The following is a 21,975-nucleotide window of genomic DNA, read 5'->3' as shown; positions in this document are numbered from 1 at the left end:
TTCGGCTCTTTGCGAAGGGGAGGCAGTCTATGGCATCTGACGATGTTCGTGAAATAAAATCAAAACTCGACGTCGTTGAGATAATATCCGAGTATGTGAAGCTCAAAAGAAATGGCCGTACATTTTGGGGCTGCTGCCCGTTTCATAACGAGAAGACGCCATCCTTCAGCGTCTCGCCGGAGCGCCAGACTTACCACTGCTTTGGCTGCGGAAAGGGCGGGGATATCTTCTCTTTTATTATGGAGGCCGAACATCTTGAATTCCGCGAAGCTCTCGAAAGGCTTGCCGAAAGAGCCGGCGTTACGCTGTCCCGGGGGCAGCAGAACTTTGCGGAACAGCGTGTGAACAGGGATATAAACCTCACCGCGTTGGACTTTTTTTTAGAATCACTGACGGCCGCCGGCGGCGAGCCGGCAAGAAAATATCTCGAGCGCCGCTCTCTTCCGCCCGAGGTATGCCGCCGTTTTGAGATCGGATGGGCTCCAAACTCATGGGACCTGCTCTCGCGCAGGCTCCAGAAAAAGGGTTTTACCGCCGCGCAGATATTAGAGAGCGGCCTTGCGGGAGAGGGGCGTGACGGCGGATGTTACGACCGCTTTCGCGGAAGGGTGATATTCCCCATATACAATATCACCGGACGCCTGATCGGCTTTGGAGGAAGGATATTAGACGGAGAGGGAGCGAAATATCTCAACAGCCCCGAGAGCAGGATCTTCAACAAGAGGCACAATCTCTACCTGCTTGATAAGGCGAAGGCTTCGATGAACGCTAAGGGACACGCGCTGCTTGTCGAGGGATATCTTGACGCGATACGCGCGCATCTCTTTGGATATACAAATACGGTGGCCTCACTGGGAACGGCGCTTACCCAGGAGCAGGCCTCACTGATAAAACGCATGACAGGATTATGCTATATCTGTTATGATTCGGATTCCGCGGGACAGGAGGCAGCTTTGCGCGCCATGTATACCCTCCACGCGGAAGGGGTCGCGGCGAAGCGCGTCATCTGGCAGGGCGGCAAGGACCCGGACGAGATATTGCTGCAGCCAGGCGGTCCGGAGATGTTTGAAAAATCTATAGACGCGGCGCTGCCCCTGCCGCTCTTCCACGCCCGGCTGAGGAGCGAGGCGCTGAAAGATCCGGCACGCGCGCCGGAGGCGCGGGCGGACCTTCTCGACGGGCTGGCGTCGCTTTCGATATTTGACGTTATGCCCTATCTTGACGAACTGGGGAATATTCTTGGCATCTTCCCGCACGAGGTACAGGGACTGCTTGAGGAACGCAAACGCCAAAAGCCCGAGGCGCGGGCGCGTAACAGGCGGGAGGATGAGGAACAGGACTTTGTCCCTCCAGAGCCGGCATACGCCGACGACCTGGAATATATGCTCTGCAGCCTGTTGTGGAGCAGAAAAGATATGCGCCAGACGTATAGGGCCGAAGAACTTATGTGCTTTATAGATGATCCCGGGATACAGAACATCGTATTCGCGCTGCTGAGCGGCGACGAACCGGAGGCGCTGGAGAGGCGCTGGCAGCAGATGAACGATATGGGCGGGATGCAGATAATCGCCCGCGGAAACAGCCTTCTTTCCAGGGAGGGGATCAGCGGGGAGGCCGCCGAAAAACTGATGGATACGCTGAAACGCAAATATTTGGAAAAACGCCTCGCCTCTCTCGTAAAAAAGATAAAAGAGGGGAATATCTCGGAGAGCGAATACGGTGAATATTTAAAATATACGAGACTATTAAAAGGAGGGAACATAAAGGCATGAAAAAGACAAAAAGCAAAAAAGAAGAGATTGTGCCGGAAGAGACGTCCCCTATTACGGAAGATGGCGCGTCGCCCATGGATATGGGGCCGTCCGCGCTTGATGAGGCGGTGTCGGACGACATTTCGTCGGTGGACGAGGCGGATATCGACGAAATAAACCTCGAAGAGCCGCCGGCGGAGGAGCCGGACCTGCTGGCCGTCATAGAGCCGATCGATGAACCCGAGGAAGACAGCGCCGTATCGCCGTTGGGCGACGACACGGAGGGGGCTGATTACAGCGCCTATATAGATAACGTGCGCGACCTGCTTCACGAGGGGCGTGAAAAGGGCTTTGTCACCTATGAGGATATTGAAAAGAGGATGCCTAAGGATTTCCTCACCGCCGATATCCTTGATAACCTTTACATGAACCTGATGGAACTTGGCGTTGACGTCCTCGACGAGCCGAAGACCAAGGTCGACCCCTCCGAGGGGGAGGCCCTGGTGCCGACGACGGTCAACAACGAGGACATGGGAGATCTTGAGGACCTTCCGCTCTCAGACCCCGTGCGCATGTACCTCAGAGAGATAGGCAAGATACCGCTCCTCACGTCTGAGGACGAGGTCATGCTCGCCAAGGGCGTTGAGGCCGGGGACGTGGCGAGCAAGGACGCTTTGGTAGAGGCGAACCTCCGCCTCGTAGTCAGCATCGCGAAGAAATACATCGGCCGCGGCATGCTCTTCCTGGACCTGATACAGGAGGGAAACCTCGGCCTTATCCGCGCGGTGGAGAAGTTTGACTATCATAAAGGATATAAATTCAGCACGTACGCCACCTGGTGGATACGCCAGGCGATCACGCGCGCGATCGCGGACCAGGCGCGGACGATACGCATACCGGTGCATATGGTCGAGACCATCAACAAGCTGATCCGCGTCTCGCGCCAGCTCGTTCAGCGGCTGGGACGTGAACCGACGGCGGAAGAGATCGCGGCCGGGATGGAGATACCTTCGGACCGCGTCGAAGAGATACAGCGCATCGCGCAGGAGCCCGTCTCGCTTGAGACCCCGATCGGCGAAGAAGAGGACAGTCAGCTTGGAGATTTTCTTGAGGACAAGGACCTACCAAGCCCCGAAGAGGCCGCCGCGAGCCAGATCCTCCGCGAGCAGCTTGACGAAATGCTCGACGACCTTACCGACCGCGAGCGCGAGGTGCTGAGGCTTCGTTTCGGCCTCGAGGACGGACATGCGCACACCCTTGAGGAGGTCGGCCGGCGTTTCGGCGTTACCCGCGAACGCATCAGGCAGATCGAGGCCAAGGCGCTGAGGAAATTGAGGCATCCGAGCCGCAGCAAGAAGCTCAAGGATTTTCTGGAATAAATGTTGAAAAAGACACCCGGCATATAAATGACGGGTGTCTTGCCGTTTTTGCACTTTGCTACTTATTGCACAAATGCTATAGAAGCATTATACTTTTAAAATATAAGTGGGGTGAAGCTTTTGAGACTGGATAAATATCTGAAGCTGTCGCGCCTGATAAAGCGCCGGACGGTGGCGCAGGAGATGGCGGAGATCGGCGCCGTGCGCGTTAACAAGAGACAGTGCAAGCCTGCCGCCGAGGTCCGCGAGGGCGACGTTGTGGAAATAGCCTATCCCCGGCGCGTCCTGACCGTGAAGGTGCTGACGGCGGATGAGACCGCCCTTAAACGGAACGCTCCCGCTTATACGGTCATTGATGAAAAAGAGGCCGCCGCCGGTGAGAAACCGTGGTAGGCGGTGGAACGATCAGCCCGAAACAGGAAAGGGGAAATCAGGTTGTCGCGTATAAAAAGTATTCATGCCAGAGAGATATTGGACTCCAGAGGCTTTCCGACCGTTGAGGTAGAGGTCAGGCTCGACTCGGGTACTATGGGAGGTGCGAGCGTTCCCTGCGGAGCGTCCACCGGCACCTATGAGGCGTTTGAAATGCGTGACAGGGACAGCGGCAGATACCGGGGCCGCGGCGTCCTTGACGCGGTAAAAAATATAAATGAGGTCATCGCGCCGGTGCTGACCGGGCTAGATCCGGCGGAGCAGGCGTTGGTCGACAATACGATGATCGAACTTGACGGTACGCTCCACAAGGTCCGCCTCGGCGCCAACGCGACGCTCGGCGTTTCGCTGGCGGCGGCGCGCGCGGCGGCGAATGACCTCGTGATCCCGCTCTGGCGTTATCTGGGCGGCTTGAATGCTGATCTGATGCCGGTGCCGATGATGAACGTCATCAACGGAGGCATGCACGCTGATAATAATCTGAACATACAGGAGTTTCTCATCATCCCGCACGGAGCGCCCACCTTTACGGAGTCTCTGCGCATGGGGGCTGAGACCTATCATTCGCTGAAGGATATCCTGGTGCGCGCGGGAAAGCCGACCGGCACCGGCGACGAGGGCGGGTTCTCATGTGACTTCCGCGGCCCGGACGAGGTGATGGATACGCTGATGCTCGCGATAAGCAAAGCCGGCTACCAGCCGGGCCGTGACATTTCGATCGGCCTCGACGTGGCGGCGAACCAGTTCGCGTCGGAGGGAGCCTATCAGTTCCCCGGATCGAACTGCCGCTTTACCGCCGGCGAGCTGATCGATATGTATGAAAACCTCTGCGCGAAATATCCCGTAATTTCGATCGAAGACGGGCTTGCCGAGGACGACTGGCAGGGATGGGTCTCGCTGACGGAGCGGCTCGGTAAAAAGATAGAGCTGATAGGCGACGATCTCTTTGTAACGCATAAAGACCGCCTGAAGATAGGCATCGAAAAGAAAGCGGCCAACGCGGTACTGATAAAGCCGAACCAGATCGGCACGCTGACGGAGACGCTCGACGTCTGTGAGATGGCGCTGCGGGCCGGATACAACAGGATAATCTCGCATCGTTCCGGAGAGACCTCGGACTCCTTCATCGCCGACCTCGCGGTGGCGACCGGAGCCGGGCAGATAAAGGCCGGAGCTCCGCACGGGATGGAGAGGGTACGTAAATATAACCGGCTCATACGCATAGAGGAAGCTCTCGCGGGCCGTTCGGAGTTTGCGGGGAAGCCCGCTCCCAAAGGATAGAGGAGGATACGATATAATGAAAGTAGCGGAACCAACGGTAGAGAGGCTCATACAATACTACCGCCTCCTGATGCTGATGAAAGAGGAGGGGCGCAAGGTCGTCTCTTCCCTTCAGATGGGAGAGATGCTTGGGATAAAGGCCAGTCAAGTACGTAAAGACCTTTCCTATTTCGGCGAGATAGGAAAGCGCGGCGTCGGTTATCACGTGAACCGCCTGTGCGCTCATATCGAAAACATTCTGGCTTCGCCCCGCGTATGGCATGTGGCGCTTGCCGGCGTTGGCAATCTGGGAACGGCCCTTATGGGACATACGGCCTTTCAAAGTTATAAGTTCAGCGTGGAGGCGCTCTTCGATATCGACCCGGAAAAGGTGGGACGCAAAGTGATGGGAGTAGAGTGCTTCCATTCGGACGATATCGCCAGGGTGATGGAGGAGCGCAACATCGAGGTGCTGCTGCTGGCGGTGCCGGCGGCAGCAGCGCAGGCGTGCGTGGATAAGGCCGTCGCCTCGCCGACGCTGAAGGGGATACTTGCCTTTACGCCGGCGACGGTGGTCGTTCCCGAAAGGATATTGTTCTACCGCGTGGATATCTTCGTTGAACTTGAGAAGCTTCTCTTTTTCCTCAAGGAGCAGGAAAAACAGCATTAGCGTCAAAAGAGAAAAAGGATATATGCACAACGGGCGATATCATGATAAAATACCCGTTGTGGCGAAAGAAACAAATTAAAAACAAGTTTTGTAAGGAGGAATTTCTTTGGGCCAGCAGGGCGGTTTGACAGGTATGTTGCTACCTCTCGCAATGTTTGCGGCGATATTCTATTTCATGATTATCAGGCCGCAGAAGAAGAAACAAAAGGCGCATGAAGATATGCTTGCCAGCATCAGTAAGGGAGATACGGTTATAACTGCCGGAGGGTTCTTTGGCGTAGTTCGCGAGACCCTGGACGACAGCTATATAGTCGAACTTGACGAAGGCGTTAAGGCGCGTATCCTCAAGAGCTCCGTCTCAATGAAAAAGAGCGACGGCAACATGACGGGCTCACAGCCGAAGAAAAAGAAATCCAAGAAATCTGAGGCGTTGGTTGAAGAAACTAAGCCGGCGGCTGAAGAGGCCAAGCCGGCGGAAGAGGCTCCCCTGCTGGAGGCCGCGGCGGTCGAAGAAAACCCCGAAGCCGCCGTGATCGAAGACAGCGTTGCCGCCTCTGAAAATAAAGATGAGGAATCCAATAAAGAGGCTTAGCCATAGCCTATAACGTTACTCTGTTTTTTTTACGGAGAGGACAACTTACGGGTCCACTCCGTTTTCTTTGTGAGGAGGCGCATGTAAGATGCTAAAAAGAGACAAATGGCGGCTTATTCTGGTCGTTGCAGTTGTCATAATCGCCGCGGCGGTGGCGTTCCCGATAAAAGGGAAGGTACGCCTTGGCCTTGACCTTAGAGGCGGCGTCCATATCATACTTCAGGCGAAGGGAACGCCGGAAAATCCGCTCACCCCTGACAGTCTGGAAAGACTTCTCGTGGTCCTCCGCTCCCGCGTAGACCAGTACGGCATCGCCGAACCGGTGATCCAGCGCGAAGGCGACGACCGTATCGCCATAGACCTGCCCGGGATCGAAGACCCAGAGGCGGCTCTTGACCTGATCGGACGCACAGCCGTTCTTCAGTTCCGCCAGGTGCTTGGCGAATCGCCGCGCGTGCCGGCAAAACCCGTGCGCTCGAACTACGACAGCGACGAACAGTTTAAGACCGCCGAGGAACGCTGGTCTGCGGCAAAGGACGAGGTCGACCTTTACATCAAGCAGATGGAAGAGGCGGTTAAGTCGAATTCCGACATGGCTGTCGCCAGAAGTGAAAGCGGCAGCGCCTACCTTCTTGGCAAGCAGTATGTCGGCGGCGGGGATCTCACAAAGGCGGAGACGAATTTTGACCAGTTCGGAAAAGCCGCCGTCTCCCTCAAATTCAACCCCGGCGGCGCCAAGCTCTTTGACGAGGCGACGGCCGCCAACATAGGCAAACAGATCGCCATCGTGCTTGACGGCACCGTTATTTCCGCTCCGGTCGTTCAGCAGCGCATCTCCGGCGGAGAGGCGCAGATCACAGGCTCCTTCTCGACCGCCGAGGCCAACCGGCTCGCGATCATGCTTCGCGCCGGCGCGCTCCCTGTTTCTGTCGAAGTCCTTGAGAACCGCTCGGTGGGGCCGTCCCTCGGCGCCGACTCCATACATGACGGCATAAAATCAGGACTTATCGGCGCCGCGCTAGTCGTCATTTTTATGGTGGTCTACTACGGACTGCTGGGGATCGCCGCTGATGTCGCGCTTGCCGTGGCGATGCTTCTCGTCGTCGCCGCGCTCATTATGCTCAAGTCGACGCTTACGCTCCCCGGTATCGGAGGTATGATCCTTACGATAGGCATGGCGGTAGACGGCAACATTCTCATATATGAGAGAATGAAAGAGGAATTCCGTTCTGGCAAGACGATGATGGCGGCTCTCGATACGGGCTTCCGCAAGGCGCTTATCGTCATTCTCGACTCGAACATTACGACGCTCATCGCCGCCGCGATACTCTTCTACTTCGGAAGCGGCCCGATACGCGGCTTTGCCGTCACGCTGAGCATAGGCGTAGTCGCCTCTGTCTTCTGCAATACGGTGGTCACGCGGACGCTGCTGGGCATAGTCCTGTCAGCGCGCAAGAGCCATACCCTTTAGAGAAGGAGGCAATAAGAAATGGCTACATTTGACGCTTCAAAACTAAATTTCCCGTTTATGAAGTACAGGAAGATGCTGATAGGCATCAGCCTTGTATGTATCCTCGCGTCGTTCGGCCTCCTGCTGGCGAAGGGGCTTAACCTCGGGGTCGATTTTACCGGAGGCCTCGTTCTGCAGGTCAAATTTGAAAAAGCGGTGGATATCGCGGATGTGCGCTCCGCGCTCAGCAAGATAGGCCAGGGCGGCGCAACGATACAGGCCTTTGACAACTCGGACGTGCTCCTTCGCTTCCAGGCGCAGGACGACCAGGTTCGCAAAGATGTGCTTGACGTGCTCAAGTCCGATATCGGAGGCTACAAGGTGCTCCGCGTGGATAAGATCGGCCCCGTCGTCGGCGGAGAACTTCGCGCGCAGGCTACCTACGCGCTGCTGCTCGCGCTTGCCGGCATCCTCGTCTACATGGCATTCCGTTTCCGTTTCCGTTTTGGCGCGGCGGCGGTCATTTCGCTGATGCACGACGTCATTCTGATGCTCGGAGTATACAGCCTCACCGGCAAGGAGGTCTCAGTCACCTTTATCGCGGCCATCCTTACCGTCGCCGGTTATTCGCTGAACGACTCGATCGTCGTGCTCGACCGCATTCGTGAGAACTGGGGACAGGTCCGCAGCAAGGGCATCGTCGATCTTGTCAACACTTCGATCAACCAGACGCTCTCGCGCACCATCAATACCTCGGTCACGACGCTGCTGCCGGTCGTCTCCATGTACATCTTCGGCGGCGAGGTCATCAGCAACTTTGCCTTCGCCTTCCTCATCGGCATCGGCGTGGGGACCTACAGCTCCATCTATATCGCGAGCTCGATGCTCGTCGAGTGGTACCTGCGCTCGCCGAAATATTAAGATACCGCATACGTCAAATACCTAAAAAAATCTCTCTCCCCGGTAAGGGGAGAGATTTTTTTTATGTTATGTTGTATGATATAAGGGTATATGAAGATGGGTGAGGGACGGTGTCCCTTGCCGACTGGAGGGATTTGTTTGAAAAGCTATATACTTGCGATCGTACTGACCATGTTCCTCTCTGCGCTGTTCGCCTTTCAGAATATCGGCGACGTTACCATCCGTTTCCTTATCTTTGAATGGACGCTGCCGCAGGGAGTCTGGGAGGTAGTCCTGTTTTCTTCGGGAGCGGCCATCATGTGGTTCTTCTCCCTCTTCTCTGTCTTTGAAGTGCGTTCAAAGTACAAGAAGGAACTTAAGCAGAAGGATGAAAAGATCGCCGCTTTAGAACAGGAAAAGAAGACGATCCTCGACTCCTTCGTCGCCAAAACACAGGCCGCGTCGGAGAGCCGCCCGCAGGAAAGCGGTGCTCCCGAGCCGGAAACGGCGGAGTAACCTTTGGTCGTACGCTGTACCAAAGACTCACTGAACATTTTTACCCAGTCAACGGTCTCAGCGGAAATAGCGGCGAAATTTAATTGTTCACCTTTACAGGCGTCACTGTTGGAAATGCGCGGGCTTACCGCGGATGTGATGCCTCGTGAGGTGGAAAATTGGCTTTCCCCACATTTACCGCGCCTGTTGGAGAAGCTTGACCTGGGAGCAGAAAATAATAAAGCGGCCGAACTGGTGCGTGGGCTGACCGACGCCTCCAACGTCGTAGTCTACGGCGACTATGACGTCGACGGCATCTCCGCGACTGCGATCGCGATGGAACTCGCGCTTGTGCGCGGGGCCCATGTCCGTTATTTCATCCCGCACCGTTTCAATCAGGGCTACGGACTGCATAATGACGTCGCGGCCACGATCGCGAAGCGCGGCTGCGACTTGGTGATCGTCGTCGACTGCGGATCGCAGGACGTCGAGGCTGTCGAGACGCTCAAAAAGAGCGGCATCCCGGTGATCGTCTTCGACCATCACCTCGTCGAGGGCACCCCGGCCGGCTGCGACACGATGATAAACCCGCAAATATCGGGCGACGCCGCGGCGAAAAAATTGTGCGCCACCGGCGTCATTTGGTGCTGGATATGGCAGAACGAACTGCTGACGGAGCGTCAGCTGCTGAGGATGCTCGACGTGGTGGCGCTGGCCACGATCGCCGACTGCGTATCCTTGGCTTCGTCGCTGAACCGCGCCCTCGTGCGCGAGGGGCTGAAATCGATCCGCACCCATACGCGGCCCGGGCTCAACATCTTGATGGAGCAGCTCGGCATCGCCGCCTCCTCGATAGACACGGAAGATCTTGCGATGAAGATAATTCCCTGCCTCAACGCGGCGGGGCGTCTCTATCTCGCCGATCTCGCGGTCGACATTCTCTTTCCCAGCAAAAACCTCGCGAGCAACGTAGGCAGACTTATCGCGCTGAACCGCAAGCGCCGCGAGCTCTCGTCGAAGATACTTGAACAGGTCGAGAGCGCCGCGGAGGGCAAATACAAATATGTGCTCACTAACAGCGACTGGTCCGTAGGCGTTTTGAGCAGCGTCGCAAGCCGTATCTGCAGCGAGCGCAGCTCCCCGGTGGCTCTTGTTGCCGCCGTCGGCGATATTATGCGCGGCACCCTGCGCATGCCCGCCGGCGGGGACGCGGTCGGAGTCCTGAAGCAGCTGGCCCCGCTTCTCAACACATGGGGCGGCCATCGCCTCGCGGCCGGTTTCAGCGTGAAAACGGAAAACTGGGAGAAGCTGCGCGGCATGATGGAGGAGATGCTCTCCGCCGTCGAGGTTGTGGGCGAAAAGGAGGACCTCCTCTATTGGAACCCGGTCAATCTCGACATGAGCACCTGGTCCGAGGCGGTCGCCTTAGGCCCGTTCGGCATGGAAAACCCCGCCCCGATGCTCTATTCCCCTTACGGCGGACAGATGAGTGTGGTACCATTAGGCAAAACTGGAAAGCATGTTAAGATCGAACTGGGCTCGGCCTCCCTGCTCGCCTTTAGCGCCGCCGATATGTTTGACGACCGCGGGGGGATCGACGGCTGGGTCTACAAGCCACGCCTCGATACGTGGAGGAATGTTACCTCTCTTCAGTTCATACTTGAAAAGATGGTAATGCAGGAGCAATAATTCGCGCGGCGGTGATAGAGTGTATGAACACAGAAAATAAAGGTACGGCGGCAAATGTGAGATCCGCGCACATGTCGGAGATCGCAAGCATGGGCGGTTTCTCCTTCGGGGAGCGGGAGAGCCGCGCGCTGATGGAGAGCTATTGGGGGCGCGTCTCCGAGGACCAGCGGGTCGCCTCGCTGCGCCTTGCCTGGCAGGATCTATGGGCGAAGGCCTCCCTGTATCTGCCTAAAGATGATATGAAGATGATCGGCGAAGCCTTTGTCTTTTCCTCCGTAGCGCACGGAAAGCAGCGCCGCCACACGGGAGAGCCGTATATAATACACACCGTGAGCGTCGCCGCGATACTTTCAAGCATGGAGATAGACAGGGAGACCATCGTCGCCTCCCTGCTGCACGACGTGCTGGAGGATACCGCGACAACGCCGCAGCAGCTCTCGGAGAAGTTTGGCGAGGATGTGGTCATTCTGGTGGACGGCGTGACGAAGCTCGGAAAGCTTCAGTTCAAGTCCGTCGAAGAATACCAGTCAGAGAACCTCCGGAAGATGTTCGTCGTTATGGCGAAGGATATCCGCGTGGTGCTTATAAAGCTCGCCGACCGCCTCCACAATATGCGCACGATATCCTCGCATAAGAGGGAGAAGCAGCTCTCTATCGCGCGGGAGACCCTTGAAATATACGCGCCGCTCGCTCACAGGCTCGGCATATATCAGGTGAAGCGGGAGCTGGAAGACCTGTCTTTCCGCATCCTTGACCCCGAGATGTACTATGACATCAAACGCCGCGTGCGAAAGAAGCTTCCCGAGCGCGAGGGGATCATCAAAGAGGCGATGGACACCCTCGAACAACGGCTGAAAGACGACAACATAAACGCCTCGATAAAGGGGCGGCCGAAGCATTTCTACAGCATATATGAAAAGATGCGGCGAAAAAACCTTTCGCTGGAACAGCTCTACGACCTGCTGGCGCTGCGTGTCATCGTGAAGACGATCGGCGAATGCTACCAGGTGCTGGGGCTGGTCCATACGATATGGAAGCCGATCCCGGGGCTTTTTGACGACTACATAGCAAACCCCAAGAGCAACATGTACCAATCGCTTCATACGACCGTGGTCGGCCCGGAAGGGGAACCTCTCGAGGTGCAGATACGCACGAAAGAGATGCACCTCCTCGCCGAATACGGCATCGCCGCCCACTGGAACTATAAAGAGGGCGGCCACAAGGTAGACAACCTCGACAAGGGGCTCACCTGGATACGCAAGGCGCTGGACGCCGCTCCGGAACATAACGAGGGGGAGGCCGGGAGCGCCGGCGAGGGGGGCACGGAGAGCGCGTCGGACGGGACTCTGTTCCTGGACAACCTCAAGACGGACGTCCTCTCAAACGACGTCTTTGTCTTCACCCCCAAGGGAAAGGTCGTGCGTGTGCCCAACGGCTCGACCTCGATAGACTTCGCCTACGCCGTGCACACGCAGGTCGGCCACAAATGTGTGGGCACGATGATCAACGGGCGCATCGCGCCGATGGATCAGGAGCTTCACAACGGGGATATCGTGCGCATCCTCACCTCGCCGCAGGGCAAACCCTCGCGTGACTGGCTGAAGATCGCGAAATCAAACCGTACGCGCAGCAAGATAAAATCATGGTTCCGCCAGTTGGAACGGCAGGAGCGCGACGAGAAGTCCAAACGCGGCCGCGAACTGCTTGAAAAAGAAGCGGCGCGCCGCAGTCCCGGAGTGGAAAATCCGCTTGAGGCCGTTAATTCGCAGCTTGCGCACATTGCGCGCGAGCTCGGCTATTCGAGCCTCGACGAACTGGTGATCGCCGTCGGCTCCGGCAGCCATTCGCCGGCCAGCGTCCTTGGGCGTATCACGCCCGACAGCTCTAAGGTACAGGCGGAGGCGATCCCGGAAGCCGCCGCGCCGCAGCAGCGGAAAGAGGCCGATTCCGAGATAGTCGTGGAGGGCGCGCCGGGAGTGCTTGTCACTCTCGCGCAGTGCTGCCGTCCGATCCCGGGAGACCCTATCGTCGGCGTCGTCACGCAGAGCCGCGGCATCTCCGTACACCGGAGGGACTGCGCGAACATTGAGAGAGCCGATCGCGCGAAGCAGGTGTCTGTGGCGTGGGGAAGGCCTAAGGATACGCGTTATACGGCGCGAATAAAGGTCGAAGGGGTGGAGAAGCAGTCGCTGCTTGCCGACATAGTCCAAACGATAGCGTTGATGGACGGGCTGATATCCAATGTCAAGGCCAGCGTAGTCAACAACACTCGTACGCGCGTCGTCGCGGACCTGCAGGTTAGGGACCTCGAGCATTTGTACAGGATAATCGCGAAGCTCAACAATATTTCGGGAATACTGGAAATCACCAGGGGGTAAAGAGCAATGAAGGCGCTTTTGCAGCGGGTATCATCTTCCAAAGTCTCCGTAGAGGGGCGCGTAGTCGGCGGGATCGGCCGCGGCATCACGGTGCTCCTCGGCGTGGTCCCCGAAGACGACCAGCGGGATATTGATTGGCTTGCCGAAAAAATCGTAAATCTTCGTATTTTTGACGATGAAGATGGTAAAATGAATCTTTCGGTCTCCGACGTTGGGGGAGAGATATTGGTGATCTCCCAGTTTACCCTCTGCGGAGAGTGTAAAAAGGGACGCCGCCCCTCTTGGGCTAAAGCCGCGGAACCGGGGTTCGCCAATGAAATGTACATTAAGTTTATCGAAGCTGTGAAAAAAGAGGGGATTCCGGTCGCGCACGGCCAGTTTCAGGCATATATGGCGGTGGACATACAGAACGACGGGCCGGTTACCCTGATGATAGATACCAAGGAGTGAATTGTATGAACATTAAAAGATTTCCTCTGGGAACGTTATGGACGAATTGTTATCTGATATGGGATGATTCCGGCAACGGATTCGTGGTCGATCCGGGCGGTCCCGCGAAAGAGGTGGAGGACTTTATCCGCAGCCACGATATAAGGCTGTACTGGATCATCCTTACCCACGGACACAGCGACCACATCGGCGGCATCGCCGACCTGCGCAATATCTCGGAAAACGGCGTCGCGATCCACAGCGAAGATGCCGAATGCCTGACGAGCGCGAGCAAAAACCTTTCGACCTACATAGGCGAGGCCGTGGAAATGCCCTCGGCCGAGAAGCTGCTTAAAGAGGGCGACAGGCTGAAAGTCGGCAAGATGACGCTCGATGTGATCCACACTCCCGGCCACACGCTGGGCGGGATCTGCATCATAGTCGCCGACGGTGAAGAGCAGATATTGATATCGGGGGACACGTTGTTTGCCCGCTCGATCGGCAGAAGCGACCTTCCCGGCGGGAATGAGGATGTGCTGATCGAGTCGCTTAAAAAACTGGACGGGCTGCCTGACAAGATGAGAGTTTTCCCCGGGCATGGCCCGGAGACGACGATCGCGGCGGAGAAGCAGTATAACCCCTACTGGCCCAGATAGGCTTTGCTATGGATTTCTCGCAGCTTCCGCACAGCGAACGGCCACGGGAAAAACTTATCAAACACGGCCCTGACTCGCTTTCCCTTGCCGAACTCCTTGCGATCCTGCTGAGGACCGGCAGAAAGGGAGAGGATGTGGCGGCTCTGTCGCAGGGCCTGCTGCGGCGGATGGGCGGACTTGCGGGGCTGGCTCGTGCCACCACCGCGGAGATGATGCAGGAGAAGGGGCTGAAAGAGGCCAAAGCAGCCTCTCTCGCCGCCGCGCTCGAACTGGGGAAGCGTATGGTGCTCATGAAGGGAGCGGAGAGTTCGGACTGGCGCGGGGCGCTGCTCGCAAAGGCCTTTGAAACGAAGTATATGGAACGGGAATGCATTTTCGCGTTCTTTCTCAGCGCGAAGGATCGCGTGCTTGGAGAATCCGAGCTTTCTTTCGGCGGTATTTCCGGGGCCTACCTTGACCTGCCGGTGTTTTTTCGTCAGGCCGTGAGGATCTCGGCGGCTAAGGTCGTTGTCCTGCACAACCACCCGGACGGCTGCCGGCTGCCGAGCCGTGATGATGTCAAGCTTACGGAGCATATAGAACAGGGACTGCGGTTTCTGGGGATGCAGCTCAAGGGACACTATATCGCCGCCGACGGGGAACTCTTTCCCGTTAAGGGGGAGCGCCTGGCGGAGTACGGTCTCGAAGCGGCGCCTGGTAAAATTTGAAGGTATAATTTAGAAAAGTCAATTGAAAGCGGGGGCTAGTTTTGTTCAGTTTCAGACCCAACCTCTTCAACCACGAGATAGGAATAGATATTGGGACGGTAAATACGGTCATATACGTTAAATCAAAGGGCGTCGTCATCAACGAACCCTCGGTCATCGCGGTGCGCAACCTTGGCCGCAAGGGGCAGAAGGAGATAATAGCTTTTGGCGCCGCCGCGAAAAAGATGGTGGGGCGCACGCCGCAGGGGATAACGACGGTAAGGCCCCTCTCGCACGGAGTGATCGCCGATTTTGAAATGACGCAGCACATGATACGCCATTACATGTCGCAGGCGACGGCCTCCGGCGGGATGTTTTCCCATCCCCGCGTCGCCGTCTGCGTGCCGGCGAGCGTTACGGAGGTCGAAAAGCGGGCCGTGGTCGAAGTGACGCTCGCCGCGGGGGCCAAAGAGGCCTTCGTGGTGGAAGAGCCGCTCGCCGCGGCGGTGGGCATCGGCCTGGCTATCGACGAGGCGCAGGGCAATATGGTCGTCAACATGGGCGGCGGCACCTGCGAGGTCGCGGTGCTTTCCCTCGGCGGAATAGTCATCAACCAGTCGGTCAGAGTGGCCGGCGACGCCCTTGACGAGGCGATCATCTCGATGCTGCGCCAGAACTACACGCTTGCTATCGGTGAAAGCACGGCGGAGGAGATAAAGATCGCGATCGGCTCCGTGATCCCGCTCGATCAGGAACTTAAAATGGACGTCAAGGGGCGCGATCTCGTTGATGGCCTGCCGAAGGTGGTAAGCATCTGTTCGGAAGAGGTCCGTGAATCGATAGAGCCGATCGTGATGCAGATAGAGGAGACGATACGTTCGACCCTCGAACGCACGCCGCCCGAGCTTGTCCGCGACATCGTCGATCAGGGCATCGTCCTCTCCGGCGGCACGGCCAACCTTCGCGGCCTCAACATCCGCTTCGCGGACGCGCTTAACGTTCCGATACACATCGCGGAACAGCCCGTCTTTTCTGTGGCCCTTGGCCTCGGCAAGATCCTCGAGATGCCGCAGGACAAGAACAGGCTCTCGATCACCGTCGAGAAGCAGGGCGCTTAAGGGCGGAATCAATAAATGCAGCTTCTTGGCAGGGAAAGCCGTCCATGGCTCGGCGGAGTCGCATCCGTTCTCGCCGGGGTGGGGCTCCTGCTTTTCATGACGGCGGTGCCCTCCGCGAAGTACGCGGCTGTCGAATATGTGAACGCCGCTCTCACATATCCTGAGAAGCCTGTGCTCTATATACGCAACCTGGTGCAGCTCAGCGGCAACTGGGTGATGGAACGCGCGAGCCTCAACGAACGCGTCGAGCGCCTTGAACTTAAAAACCAGGCGCTCTCCGAGGCGCTGCAGCGCGCGGCGATAAAGGAGCCGGCGGCGAGGGAGTCTTATGTGCGGGCCCTTGTCACCCTGCGCTACCCGCAGGATTGGTGGCAGGAGTTCCGTATCGACAAGGGCGCGCGCGACGGCGTCGTGGAAAAGGCGGCCGTCACCTCTGAGGGCTTCCTCGTCGGCAGGGTGACCAGAGTCGGCGACAGTTACGCCTGGGTGGAACTCATCACCTCCTCTTCGTTCCTGCTTGCGGCGGCGGTGGATCAGACGCGCGACCTCGGCGTAGTCAACGGCGACGACTTCGGCCATCTAAAGCTGCTTTATATACCGGAGGAGCGCAAACTTAAGCGGGGCATGACGATATCCACCTCGCTGATGAGCGACCTCATCCCTCCCGGGCTGCCGGTCGGGACGATAATCGACATAGACGAAAACAAAGAGGGATATACGGAGATGAAGCTCAGCGCCGGAGCGCATTTGACGCAGCTTTATAATGTGGAGGTCTTTACGGGCCGGAGGGCGCCGAAGTGACGCTGCTCCTTGCCGTCTGGCTTTTGCAGGATTTCGCGCAGCTGCTGTTGATGGGCATATGCATGGTGCCCGATACATTCCTGCTGACGGCGCTCTTCATGGCGCTGCTGCCCAACACCACGAAGGAACGCCAGACCGGGCTGGTCTGGGGCGCGTTTATCGGCGGCCTTATCTGGGACCTGCGCTGGACCAACCTTCCGGGACTGACCGCGGCGATCGGCGGAGGCTTCATCGGTCTCGCCTGTTTCCTCTGGCAGAAGACGCCGGTCCAGGGGCGCACGCCCGTAACCTTTACGATGATGTCCGTCGGCTGCGAGCTGTTTTACGCGGGCGTACACTTTTTCTTCTGGACTATCCCGAGCCAGACGGCGATGCGGCAGTTCGTCGTCCAGCAGCTGATGGCCGTGCCGGTGATCATCTTCTTCTCGTGGCTCTTCTGGAAGGTGTCGGGGCGGAATGGTTAGTTCGCAGTATTCCAAGTTCGATATCATGCGCCGCATGCGCTTCCTGCAGGCGGCGGTATTTGTATCTTTCATGCTGCTTGTCGCCGGGCTCTTTTTCTTCCAGGTGGTCCAGGGCGACACCTATGTCAAACTCGCCTCCCAGAACAGGCTGCGCATCCTGCGCATCCTTCCGCCCCGCGGCAGCATCGTCGATATAAACGGAGCGCCGCTCGCGGTGAACGTCCGTACCTTCAACATCAACGGCTACCCGATAGACCTTCAGAAAGAGGAAAATATTAAGTCTGTGACGGCGCTCCTGGTGCGCAACGGCATCCCGATGACCGAAGATAAATTCAGAGAGACCGTCGCTAAACAATATTCCGCTCCCTACCGCGCGATAACCGTCGCCACGAACCTCACCTTTGCGCAGGTCGCGGAGATGATAATGGACAGGGACTTCAAGAAGGTACTCTTTCTGACGCCGGTCTGGCGGCGTACCTATCCGGCGGCGCAGTATGCCGCGCATGTCGTGGGCTATGTCGCGGAGATCACGAAGGAGGAACTCGAGGCCGGCGACGCCGAGGTCTACCGCGGCGGCGACATGATCGGCAAAAACGGCATCGAGGGCGAATATGAGGAGATACTGCGCGGTTCAGCCGGCGAAGAGGTCATCGAGGTCGATTCGCGCGGCCGGAAGCTGCGCAATATCAGCTATGTAAAATCGACCAAGGGCGACGATATGACGCTGACGATAGACCTCGCGGCACAGCGCTACGCGGCGGAGCTGATCGGAAAATATCGCGGGACCATCATCGCGATGGACATAAACGACGGCGGCATACGCTGCCTCTATTCCGCCCCCTCCTATGATCCCAACCCGCTCACGTGGGGCATCACCACTAAAGAGTGGGCCGCGCTTAACGACCATGACGAAAGGCCGATGATGAACAGGGCGATTTCAGGGGCCTATCCCCCCGCTTCGACCTTTAAGATCGTCACAGGTTCGGCGATACTTGAAAGCAATGTGGCCAACAGGAATACGACCGTCAGCTGTCCGGGATATTTCGAACTTGGAAACCACCGGTTTCGCTGTTGGAAACACAGCGGTCACGGGCGCGAAAATATAATCAACGCTCTCAGAGATTCCTGCGACGTCTATTTCTACCAGCTTTCGAGCCAGATGGGGATCGACAGGCTCATAAAGACGGCCGCCAAGTTCGGCGTCGGCGAAAAGACGGGGATAGACCTTACGGGCGAGGCCTCGGGGACGCTCGCGGGGCCGGAATGGAAAAAAAAGAGGATAAAAGAGAGCTGGTACGGCGGCGACACGGTCAACTACTCGATAGGACAGGGCTATGTGCTGATGACGCCGCTGCAGGTATTAAGAGCCTACGCGGCGCTCGCAAATGGTGGTAAACTTTTAAAGCCGCGGCTGAACACCGCCGCTCCGACCGAAAGCGCGGCTCTCGGCATCTCGCCCGAAGTGTTAAAATTGATACAGCAGGGCGTGCAGGAGGTCACAAAGAGCGGAACGGGAAAGAGGGCCAGCTCTTATGGGGTCAAGGTCGCGGGAAAGACCGGCACGGCGCAGAACTCACACGGCGACGACCACGCCTGGTTTGTCGGCTACGCTCCCGCGGATAATCCGAAATACGCGGTCGTCGCGATCGCGGAGGCCGGAAAGGGCGGGGCGTCGGTCGCCGGACCGATAGTCGGAAAGATGCTGAATTTTCTCATTAACGGCGTAAAGTATACCGAACCCAAACCGGCGAATGAGATAAATAAGCCGGCCGCGCCGACGGGGACATAAGTGAGATGGGAAGCCTGTGATTTCCGTAATCAAGCTTAGTTTGTTTATTAGGGGTGCTGGAAGATGATTCAGTTAAAAGGCAGACAGGCGGGATTTTTAAGATGCGTCGTCCCCGCCGATATGAGCGAACGCCAGATGTTTGACGGCTTCAATTCGCTTCTCTCGACGGGCGGGCATTTGCTCGCCGGGAGCGAAATTGAGATAGACCTGCAGACGCGCCGTTTTTCTCCGGCGCTGCTGTCGAAAATTTGGAAGAATTTTATCGAGCCGAGCGGAAGCACGGTCTCTCTCTGGATAGTCTCCGATCCGCAGTCCAAGGAGGCCCTTGACAGAATGGGGTTCAGGACCTCCGCCGGAGAACACATGACTGAAAGGCCCGATAAAAAAGAGACGCGCGCCGGCGCGGACGAGGGGATCTATCCCGGGTTCGTCTATTTCGGCACGCTTCGCGGCGGGCAGAACATCGGCCACGCCGGCGATGTGGTAATAATCGGCAACGTCAACCAGGGGGCCGAGGTCGCGGCCAAAGGCAACGTCACGGTGATCGGGCGTCTCAACGGCCTCGTCCACGCGGGCTGCGGCGGCAGCGACGAGATGACGGTGATCACGCGTTCTCTGGAGGCCGGGCAGGTGCGCATCGGTACGAAGGTCGGCATAATAGACAGGAATTCCCCCTTTTGGGGCAAGGCCGTCACTGTTAGGATATCAGACAACGAGGTGCTGGTCTCTCCATGGCCGGTACTGTAATGTAAAGGAGGATGCAGTTTTGGGGTGCAGAATAATCGTAATTACTTCCGGTAAGGGCGGCGTCGGCAAGACGACGACCACGGCAAACCTGGCGGCGGCTCTCGCTTCGGAGGGATACAAGGTCGTCGCCATCGACGGAGACGTGGGGCTGAGAAACTTAGACGTCATAATGGGCCTTGAGAACCGCATCGTATATACTCTCATAGATGTTATCGAGGGGAACTGCCGCCTCAATCAGGCGCTTATCCGCGACAAGCGCCTTGAGAACCTCTATATGATACCGACGGCGCAGTCAAAGACGAAGGACGCCGTATCGGCAGAGCAGATGGAGAAACTTTGCGGCGACCTGAGCCCGGATTTCGACTTTATACTCATCGACAGCCCCGCCGGCATAGAATCCGGTTTCAGGAACGCGGCGGCGGGAGCGACGGAGGCGCTCGTCGTGACCACCCCCGAGGTATCGGCGGTGCGCGACGCGGACCGCATCATCGGCCTGCTTGAATCGATGGATAAGGCGCCCATCCAGTTGATCGTAAACAGGATCCGCCCCGATATGGTGAAGCGCGGCGAGATGCTCGGGGTCCAGGACGTACTCGACATCCTCGCGGTCGATCTCGTGGGAATGATCCCGGACGACGAATCGATCGTCATCTCCGCCAACCGCGGCGAGCCGCTCATTTTTTCTGGGGGGACGAAGGCCGGAGCGGCCTATAAAAACATCTCCAAGAGGATCTGCGGCGAAAAGATCCCCTTCCTTGACCTTTCAAAGGAAGAGGGCGGCATATTTGCCTCGCTGCGCAGACTTTTTTCCAAAGGTTAGGTGAACGGTATGGGTATATTTGACTGTATCAGCAGCCTTTTTGGCTCGCAGAAGAGCGGCTCGGTGGCGAAGGAGCGCCTGCAGCTCGTACTGATCCATGACAGGAACGACATCTCGCCGGAGATATTGACGGCGCTGCGTTCGGACCTGATAAAGACGATAAAAAAGTATCTTGATATAGACGAAGAGGGAATAGAACTCGACCTCAACAGAGAGGACCGTTCTGTGGCGCTGCTCGCCAGCATTCCGCTGAAGAACATGCAGCGGCCCGTCAGGGGAAGAAAAAAGACGGGCGAAACGGAAAAGCGATGATTTTATTCACCGCGCCGGGGACGGCAATAAATGGCTGAAAAATTTTCCACGAGCTGGAGCGACATCCGTTCATACACGGACTGGATAATGATCGCGGTGACGCTCGTCCTCTTTTGCTTCGGCCTCGCCGCGATCTACAGCGCGAGCGCTTCTTTTGCGAAGGGGGACGCCTCGGTTTCGGGCTTTGTCATCCGGCAGCTCGTCTGGGGCGCGATGGGAGCCGCGGTCTATCTGGCGGTGCTCAAGGCCGATTATCGCAATTTTCTTAAATACGCGTGGCCGCTCTTTATCGCCATCGTGGTCGTTTTTGTGCTGCTCCTCGTCGTGGGGCACACCGCAAAGGGCTCGCAGCGATGGTTCAACTTTGGGTTCTTTCGTTTCCAGCCCTCCGAGCTCGGCAAGGTCGTATTCGCGCTCGCGCTGGCCAGGCTGTGCTCGGCGCTGCCTCCCAGCAGCGGGCGCGGCATCGGCGCGGCTATTCTCGTCGCCGGAGCCGCCATCGTGCCGATAATGCTCCAGCCCGACCTGGGGAGTTCTCTGGTCTATGCGGTCATGCTCTTTGCCGTCTTCGTCGCGGCCGGCGCGCCGGTGAAAATACTGGGTTCGATCGTCGGGGCCGGGGCGGCGATGCTGCCGCTGGGGTGGATGATACTGAAGCCATACCAGCGAATGCGGCTGCTGGTTTTCCTCGATCCGATGATAGATCCGCAGGGCGCGGGGTATAATGTTATACAATCGCGCATTGCGGTCGGTTCCGGCGGACTTTACGGCAAGGGCTTCATGCATGGCACGCAGGGAAAGCTCCATTTCCTGCCGGAGCCGCACACCGACTTCATTTTCAGCGTATTTTCCGAGGAGTTTGGCTTTATCGGCTGCGCCGTGGTCCTTCTGCTCTTCGCGATACTGTTATGGCGCATTCTGAACGTTTCGCAGTACACAAGGGACCTGCAGGCGAAATTGATGTGCGCGGCGATCGCGGCATGGCTGTGGTTTCAGATAATGGAGAGCGTGGCGATGAGCATGGGGCTCGCTCCGGTAACGGGGCTTCCGCTGCCGCTCTTCAGCTACGGCGGCAGTTCTCTGCTCGTAATAGCGCTGGGACTGGCGCTCGTTCAGAGCGCGAATATCGTCGCGCGGCAGGAACGGTTTTAAAGCAG

Annotated in this window: 22 protein-coding genes; all 22 read left to right on the top strand. The window is 57.6% G+C overall.

Annotated elements, in window-relative coordinates; translation table 11 throughout:
- Positions 1–29: 29 nt before the first annotated feature.
- The 22 genes from dnaG to rodA all read left to right on the top strand — a co-directional run bounded on the left by dnaG (position 30) and on the right by rodA (position 21,970).
- Positions 30–1,772, top strand: a complete 1,743-nt coding sequence (dnaG, locus tag CLOEV_RS09565) for a DNA primase (protein WP_034443393.1) — start codon at positions 30–32, stop codon at positions 1,770–1,772.
- Positions 1,769–3,130 carry an RNA polymerase sigma factor RpoD gene (gene rpoD / locus CLOEV_RS09560; protein WP_008712464.1) on the top strand — a complete coding sequence of 454 codons (1,362 nt, stop codon included), beginning with the start codon at positions 1,769–1,771 and terminating at the stop codon, positions 3,128–3,130. The genes dnaG and rpoD overlap by 4 nt, the downstream gene beginning before the upstream one ends.
- A 120-nt stretch (positions 3,131–3,250) precedes the next feature.
- The gene (locus CLOEV_RS09555; protein WP_008712463.1) at positions 3,251–3,523 is read left to right on the top strand and encodes a S4 domain-containing protein; all 273 of its coding nucleotides are present in this window, start codon (positions 3,251–3,253) and stop codon (positions 3,521–3,523) included.
- A 42-nt stretch (positions 3,524–3,565) separates the two neighbouring features.
- On the top strand, positions 3,566–4,843 hold the full coding sequence (gene eno / locus CLOEV_RS09550) for a phosphopyruvate hydratase (protein ID WP_034443391.1): 1,278 nt from the start codon (positions 3,566–3,568) through the stop codon (positions 4,841–4,843).
- Positions 4,844–4,859: 16 nt separating this feature from the next.
- The gene (locus CLOEV_RS09545) at positions 4,860–5,492 is read left to right on the top strand and encodes a redox-sensing transcriptional repressor Rex (protein WP_008712461.1); all 633 of its coding nucleotides are present in this window, start codon (positions 4,860–4,862) and stop codon (positions 5,490–5,492) included.
- Positions 5,493–5,625: 133 nt separating this feature from the next.
- The gene (yajC, locus tag CLOEV_RS16450) at positions 5,626–6,084 is read left to right on the top strand and encodes a preprotein translocase subunit YajC (RefSeq protein WP_083829721.1); all 459 of its coding nucleotides are present in this window, start codon (positions 5,626–5,628) and stop codon (positions 6,082–6,084) included.
- A gap of 88 nt (positions 6,085–6,172) precedes the next feature.
- The gene (gene secD / locus CLOEV_RS09535; protein ID WP_008712459.1) at positions 6,173–7,555 is read left to right on the top strand and encodes a protein translocase subunit SecD; all 1,383 of its coding nucleotides are present in this window, start codon (positions 6,173–6,175) and stop codon (positions 7,553–7,555) included.
- 18 nt (positions 7,556–7,573) lie between these two features.
- Positions 7,574–8,455: a protein translocase subunit SecF gene (gene secF, locus CLOEV_RS09530; protein WP_008712457.1), complete on the top strand. Its 882-nt coding sequence runs from the start codon at positions 7,574–7,576 to the stop codon at positions 8,453–8,455.
- Between the two features lie 138 nt (positions 8,456–8,593).
- Entirely contained in the window at positions 8,594–8,950 is a 357-nt protein-coding gene (locus CLOEV_RS09525; protein ID WP_008712455.1) for a LapA family protein, read from the top strand.
- A 114-nt stretch (positions 8,951–9,064) separates the two neighbouring features.
- A complete protein-coding gene (locus CLOEV_RS09520) occupies positions 9,065–10,618 on the top strand; it encodes a single-stranded-DNA-specific exonuclease RecJ (RefSeq protein ID WP_083829719.1) in 1,554 nt (517 codons plus the stop codon).
- Positions 10,619–10,641: 23 nt separating this feature from the next.
- Positions 10,642–12,996 carry a RelA/SpoT family protein gene (locus CLOEV_RS09515; RefSeq protein WP_008712451.1) on the top strand — a complete coding sequence of 785 codons (2,355 nt, stop codon included), beginning with the start codon at positions 10,642–10,644 and terminating at the stop codon, positions 12,994–12,996.
- A 6-nt stretch (positions 12,997–13,002) separates the two neighbouring features.
- Complete coding sequence (gene dtd, locus CLOEV_RS09510) at positions 13,003–13,446, top strand: D-aminoacyl-tRNA deacylase (RefSeq protein ID WP_034443389.1); 444 nt, start codon at positions 13,003–13,005, stop codon at positions 13,444–13,446.
- Between the two features lie 5 nt (positions 13,447–13,451).
- Positions 13,452–14,081, top strand: a complete 630-nt coding sequence (locus CLOEV_RS09505) for an MBL fold metallo-hydrolase (RefSeq protein ID WP_008712432.1) — start codon at positions 13,452–13,454, stop codon at positions 14,079–14,081.
- An 8-nt stretch (positions 14,082–14,089) separates the two neighbouring features.
- A complete protein-coding gene (locus CLOEV_RS09500; RefSeq protein ID WP_008712430.1) occupies positions 14,090–14,788 on the top strand; it encodes a JAB domain-containing protein in 699 nt (232 codons plus the stop codon).
- A 41-nt stretch (positions 14,789–14,829) separates the two neighbouring features.
- Positions 14,830–15,885 (top strand): rod shape-determining protein, encoded by a 1,056-nt coding sequence (gene mreB, locus CLOEV_RS09495; protein WP_008712428.1) that lies wholly within the window; start codon positions 14,830–14,832, stop codon positions 15,883–15,885.
- 15 nt (positions 15,886–15,900) lie between these two features.
- Positions 15,901–16,686, top strand: a complete 786-nt coding sequence (locus CLOEV_RS09490; protein ID WP_008712427.1) for a rod shape-determining protein MreC — start codon at positions 15,901–15,903, stop codon at positions 16,684–16,686.
- Positions 16,683–17,150, top strand: a complete 468-nt coding sequence (locus CLOEV_RS09485; protein WP_008712426.1) for a hypothetical protein — start codon at positions 16,683–16,685, stop codon at positions 17,148–17,150. Before CLOEV_RS09490 ends, CLOEV_RS09485 begins: the two co-directional genes overlap by 4 nt.
- Positions 17,143–18,939, top strand: a complete 1,797-nt coding sequence (mrdA, locus tag CLOEV_RS09480) for a penicillin-binding protein 2 (RefSeq protein WP_008712425.1) — start codon at positions 17,143–17,145, stop codon at positions 18,937–18,939. The genes CLOEV_RS09485 and mrdA overlap by 8 nt, the downstream gene beginning before the upstream one ends.
- Positions 18,940–19,002: 63 nt before the next feature.
- A complete protein-coding gene (locus tag CLOEV_RS09475; RefSeq protein ID WP_034443387.1) occupies positions 19,003–19,686 on the top strand; it encodes a septum site-determining protein MinC in 684 nt (227 codons plus the stop codon).
- 19 nt (positions 19,687–19,705) lie between these two features.
- Positions 19,706–20,506 carry a septum site-determining protein MinD gene (gene minD / locus CLOEV_RS09470; protein WP_008712423.1) on the top strand — a complete coding sequence of 267 codons (801 nt, stop codon included), beginning with the start codon at positions 19,706–19,708 and terminating at the stop codon, positions 20,504–20,506.
- 9 nt (positions 20,507–20,515) lie between these two features.
- Positions 20,516–20,818 carry a cell division topological specificity factor MinE gene (minE, locus tag CLOEV_RS09465; RefSeq protein ID WP_008712422.1) on the top strand — a complete coding sequence of 101 codons (303 nt, stop codon included), beginning with the start codon at positions 20,516–20,518 and terminating at the stop codon, positions 20,816–20,818.
- Between the two features lie 30 nt (positions 20,819–20,848).
- Positions 20,849–21,970 carry a rod shape-determining protein RodA gene (gene rodA, locus CLOEV_RS09460; protein ID WP_034443385.1) on the top strand — a complete coding sequence of 374 codons (1,122 nt, stop codon included), beginning with the start codon at positions 20,849–20,851 and terminating at the stop codon, positions 21,968–21,970.
- The last annotated feature ends 5 nt before the right edge of the window (positions 21,971–21,975 follow it).

It is taken from the genome of Cloacibacillus evryensis DSM 19522, from assembly GCF_000585335.1.
Taxonomy (GTDB): domain Bacteria; phylum Synergistota; class Synergistia; order Synergistales; family Synergistaceae; genus Cloacibacillus; species Cloacibacillus evryensis.
The sequence above is the reverse complement of the archived record's forward strand: the minus strand, read 5'-3'. Positions and strand labels throughout refer to the sequence as shown.

Coding starts and splice junctions, on each gene's coding strand:
- dnaG (WP_034443393.1), top strand. CDS start 30: ATGGCATCTGACGATGTTCGTGAAATAAAATCAAAACTCGACGTCGTT.
- rpoD (WP_008712464.1), top strand. CDS start 1,769: ATGAAAAAGACAAAAAGCAAAAAAGAAGAGATTGTGCCGGAAGAGACG.
- CLOEV_RS09545 (WP_008712461.1), top strand. CDS start 4,860: ATGAAAGTAGCGGAACCAACGGTAGAGAGGCTCATACAATACTACCGC.
- yajC (WP_083829721.1), top strand. CDS start 5,626: ATGTTGCTACCTCTCGCAATGTTTGCGGCGATATTCTATTTCATGATT.
- secD (WP_008712459.1), top strand. CDS start 6,173: ATGCTAAAAAGAGACAAATGGCGGCTTATTCTGGTCGTTGCAGTTGTC.
- secF (WP_008712457.1), top strand. CDS start 7,574: ATGGCTACATTTGACGCTTCAAAACTAAATTTCCCGTTTATGAAGTAC.
- CLOEV_RS09520 (WP_083829719.1), top strand. CDS start 9,065: ATGCGCGGGCTTACCGCGGATGTGATGCCTCGTGAGGTGGAAAATTGG.
- CLOEV_RS09515 (WP_008712451.1), top strand. CDS start 10,642: ATGAACACAGAAAATAAAGGTACGGCGGCAAATGTGAGATCCGCGCAC.
- dtd (WP_034443389.1), top strand. CDS start 13,003: ATGAAGGCGCTTTTGCAGCGGGTATCATCTTCCAAAGTCTCCGTAGAG.
- CLOEV_RS09505 (WP_008712432.1), top strand. CDS start 13,452: ATGAACATTAAAAGATTTCCTCTGGGAACGTTATGGACGAATTGTTAT.
- CLOEV_RS09500 (WP_008712430.1), top strand. CDS start 14,090: ATGGATTTCTCGCAGCTTCCGCACAGCGAACGGCCACGGGAAAAACTT.
- CLOEV_RS09490 (WP_008712427.1), top strand. CDS start 15,901: ATGCAGCTTCTTGGCAGGGAAAGCCGTCCATGGCTCGGCGGAGTCGCA.
- mrdA (WP_008712425.1), top strand. CDS start 17,143: ATGGTTAGTTCGCAGTATTCCAAGTTCGATATCATGCGCCGCATGCGC.
- CLOEV_RS09475 (WP_034443387.1), top strand. CDS start 19,003: ATGATTCAGTTAAAAGGCAGACAGGCGGGATTTTTAAGATGCGTCGTC.
- minE (WP_008712422.1), top strand. CDS start 20,516: ATGGGTATATTTGACTGTATCAGCAGCCTTTTTGGCTCGCAGAAGAGC.
- rodA (WP_034443385.1), top strand. CDS start 20,849: ATGGCTGAAAAATTTTCCACGAGCTGGAGCGACATCCGTTCATACACG.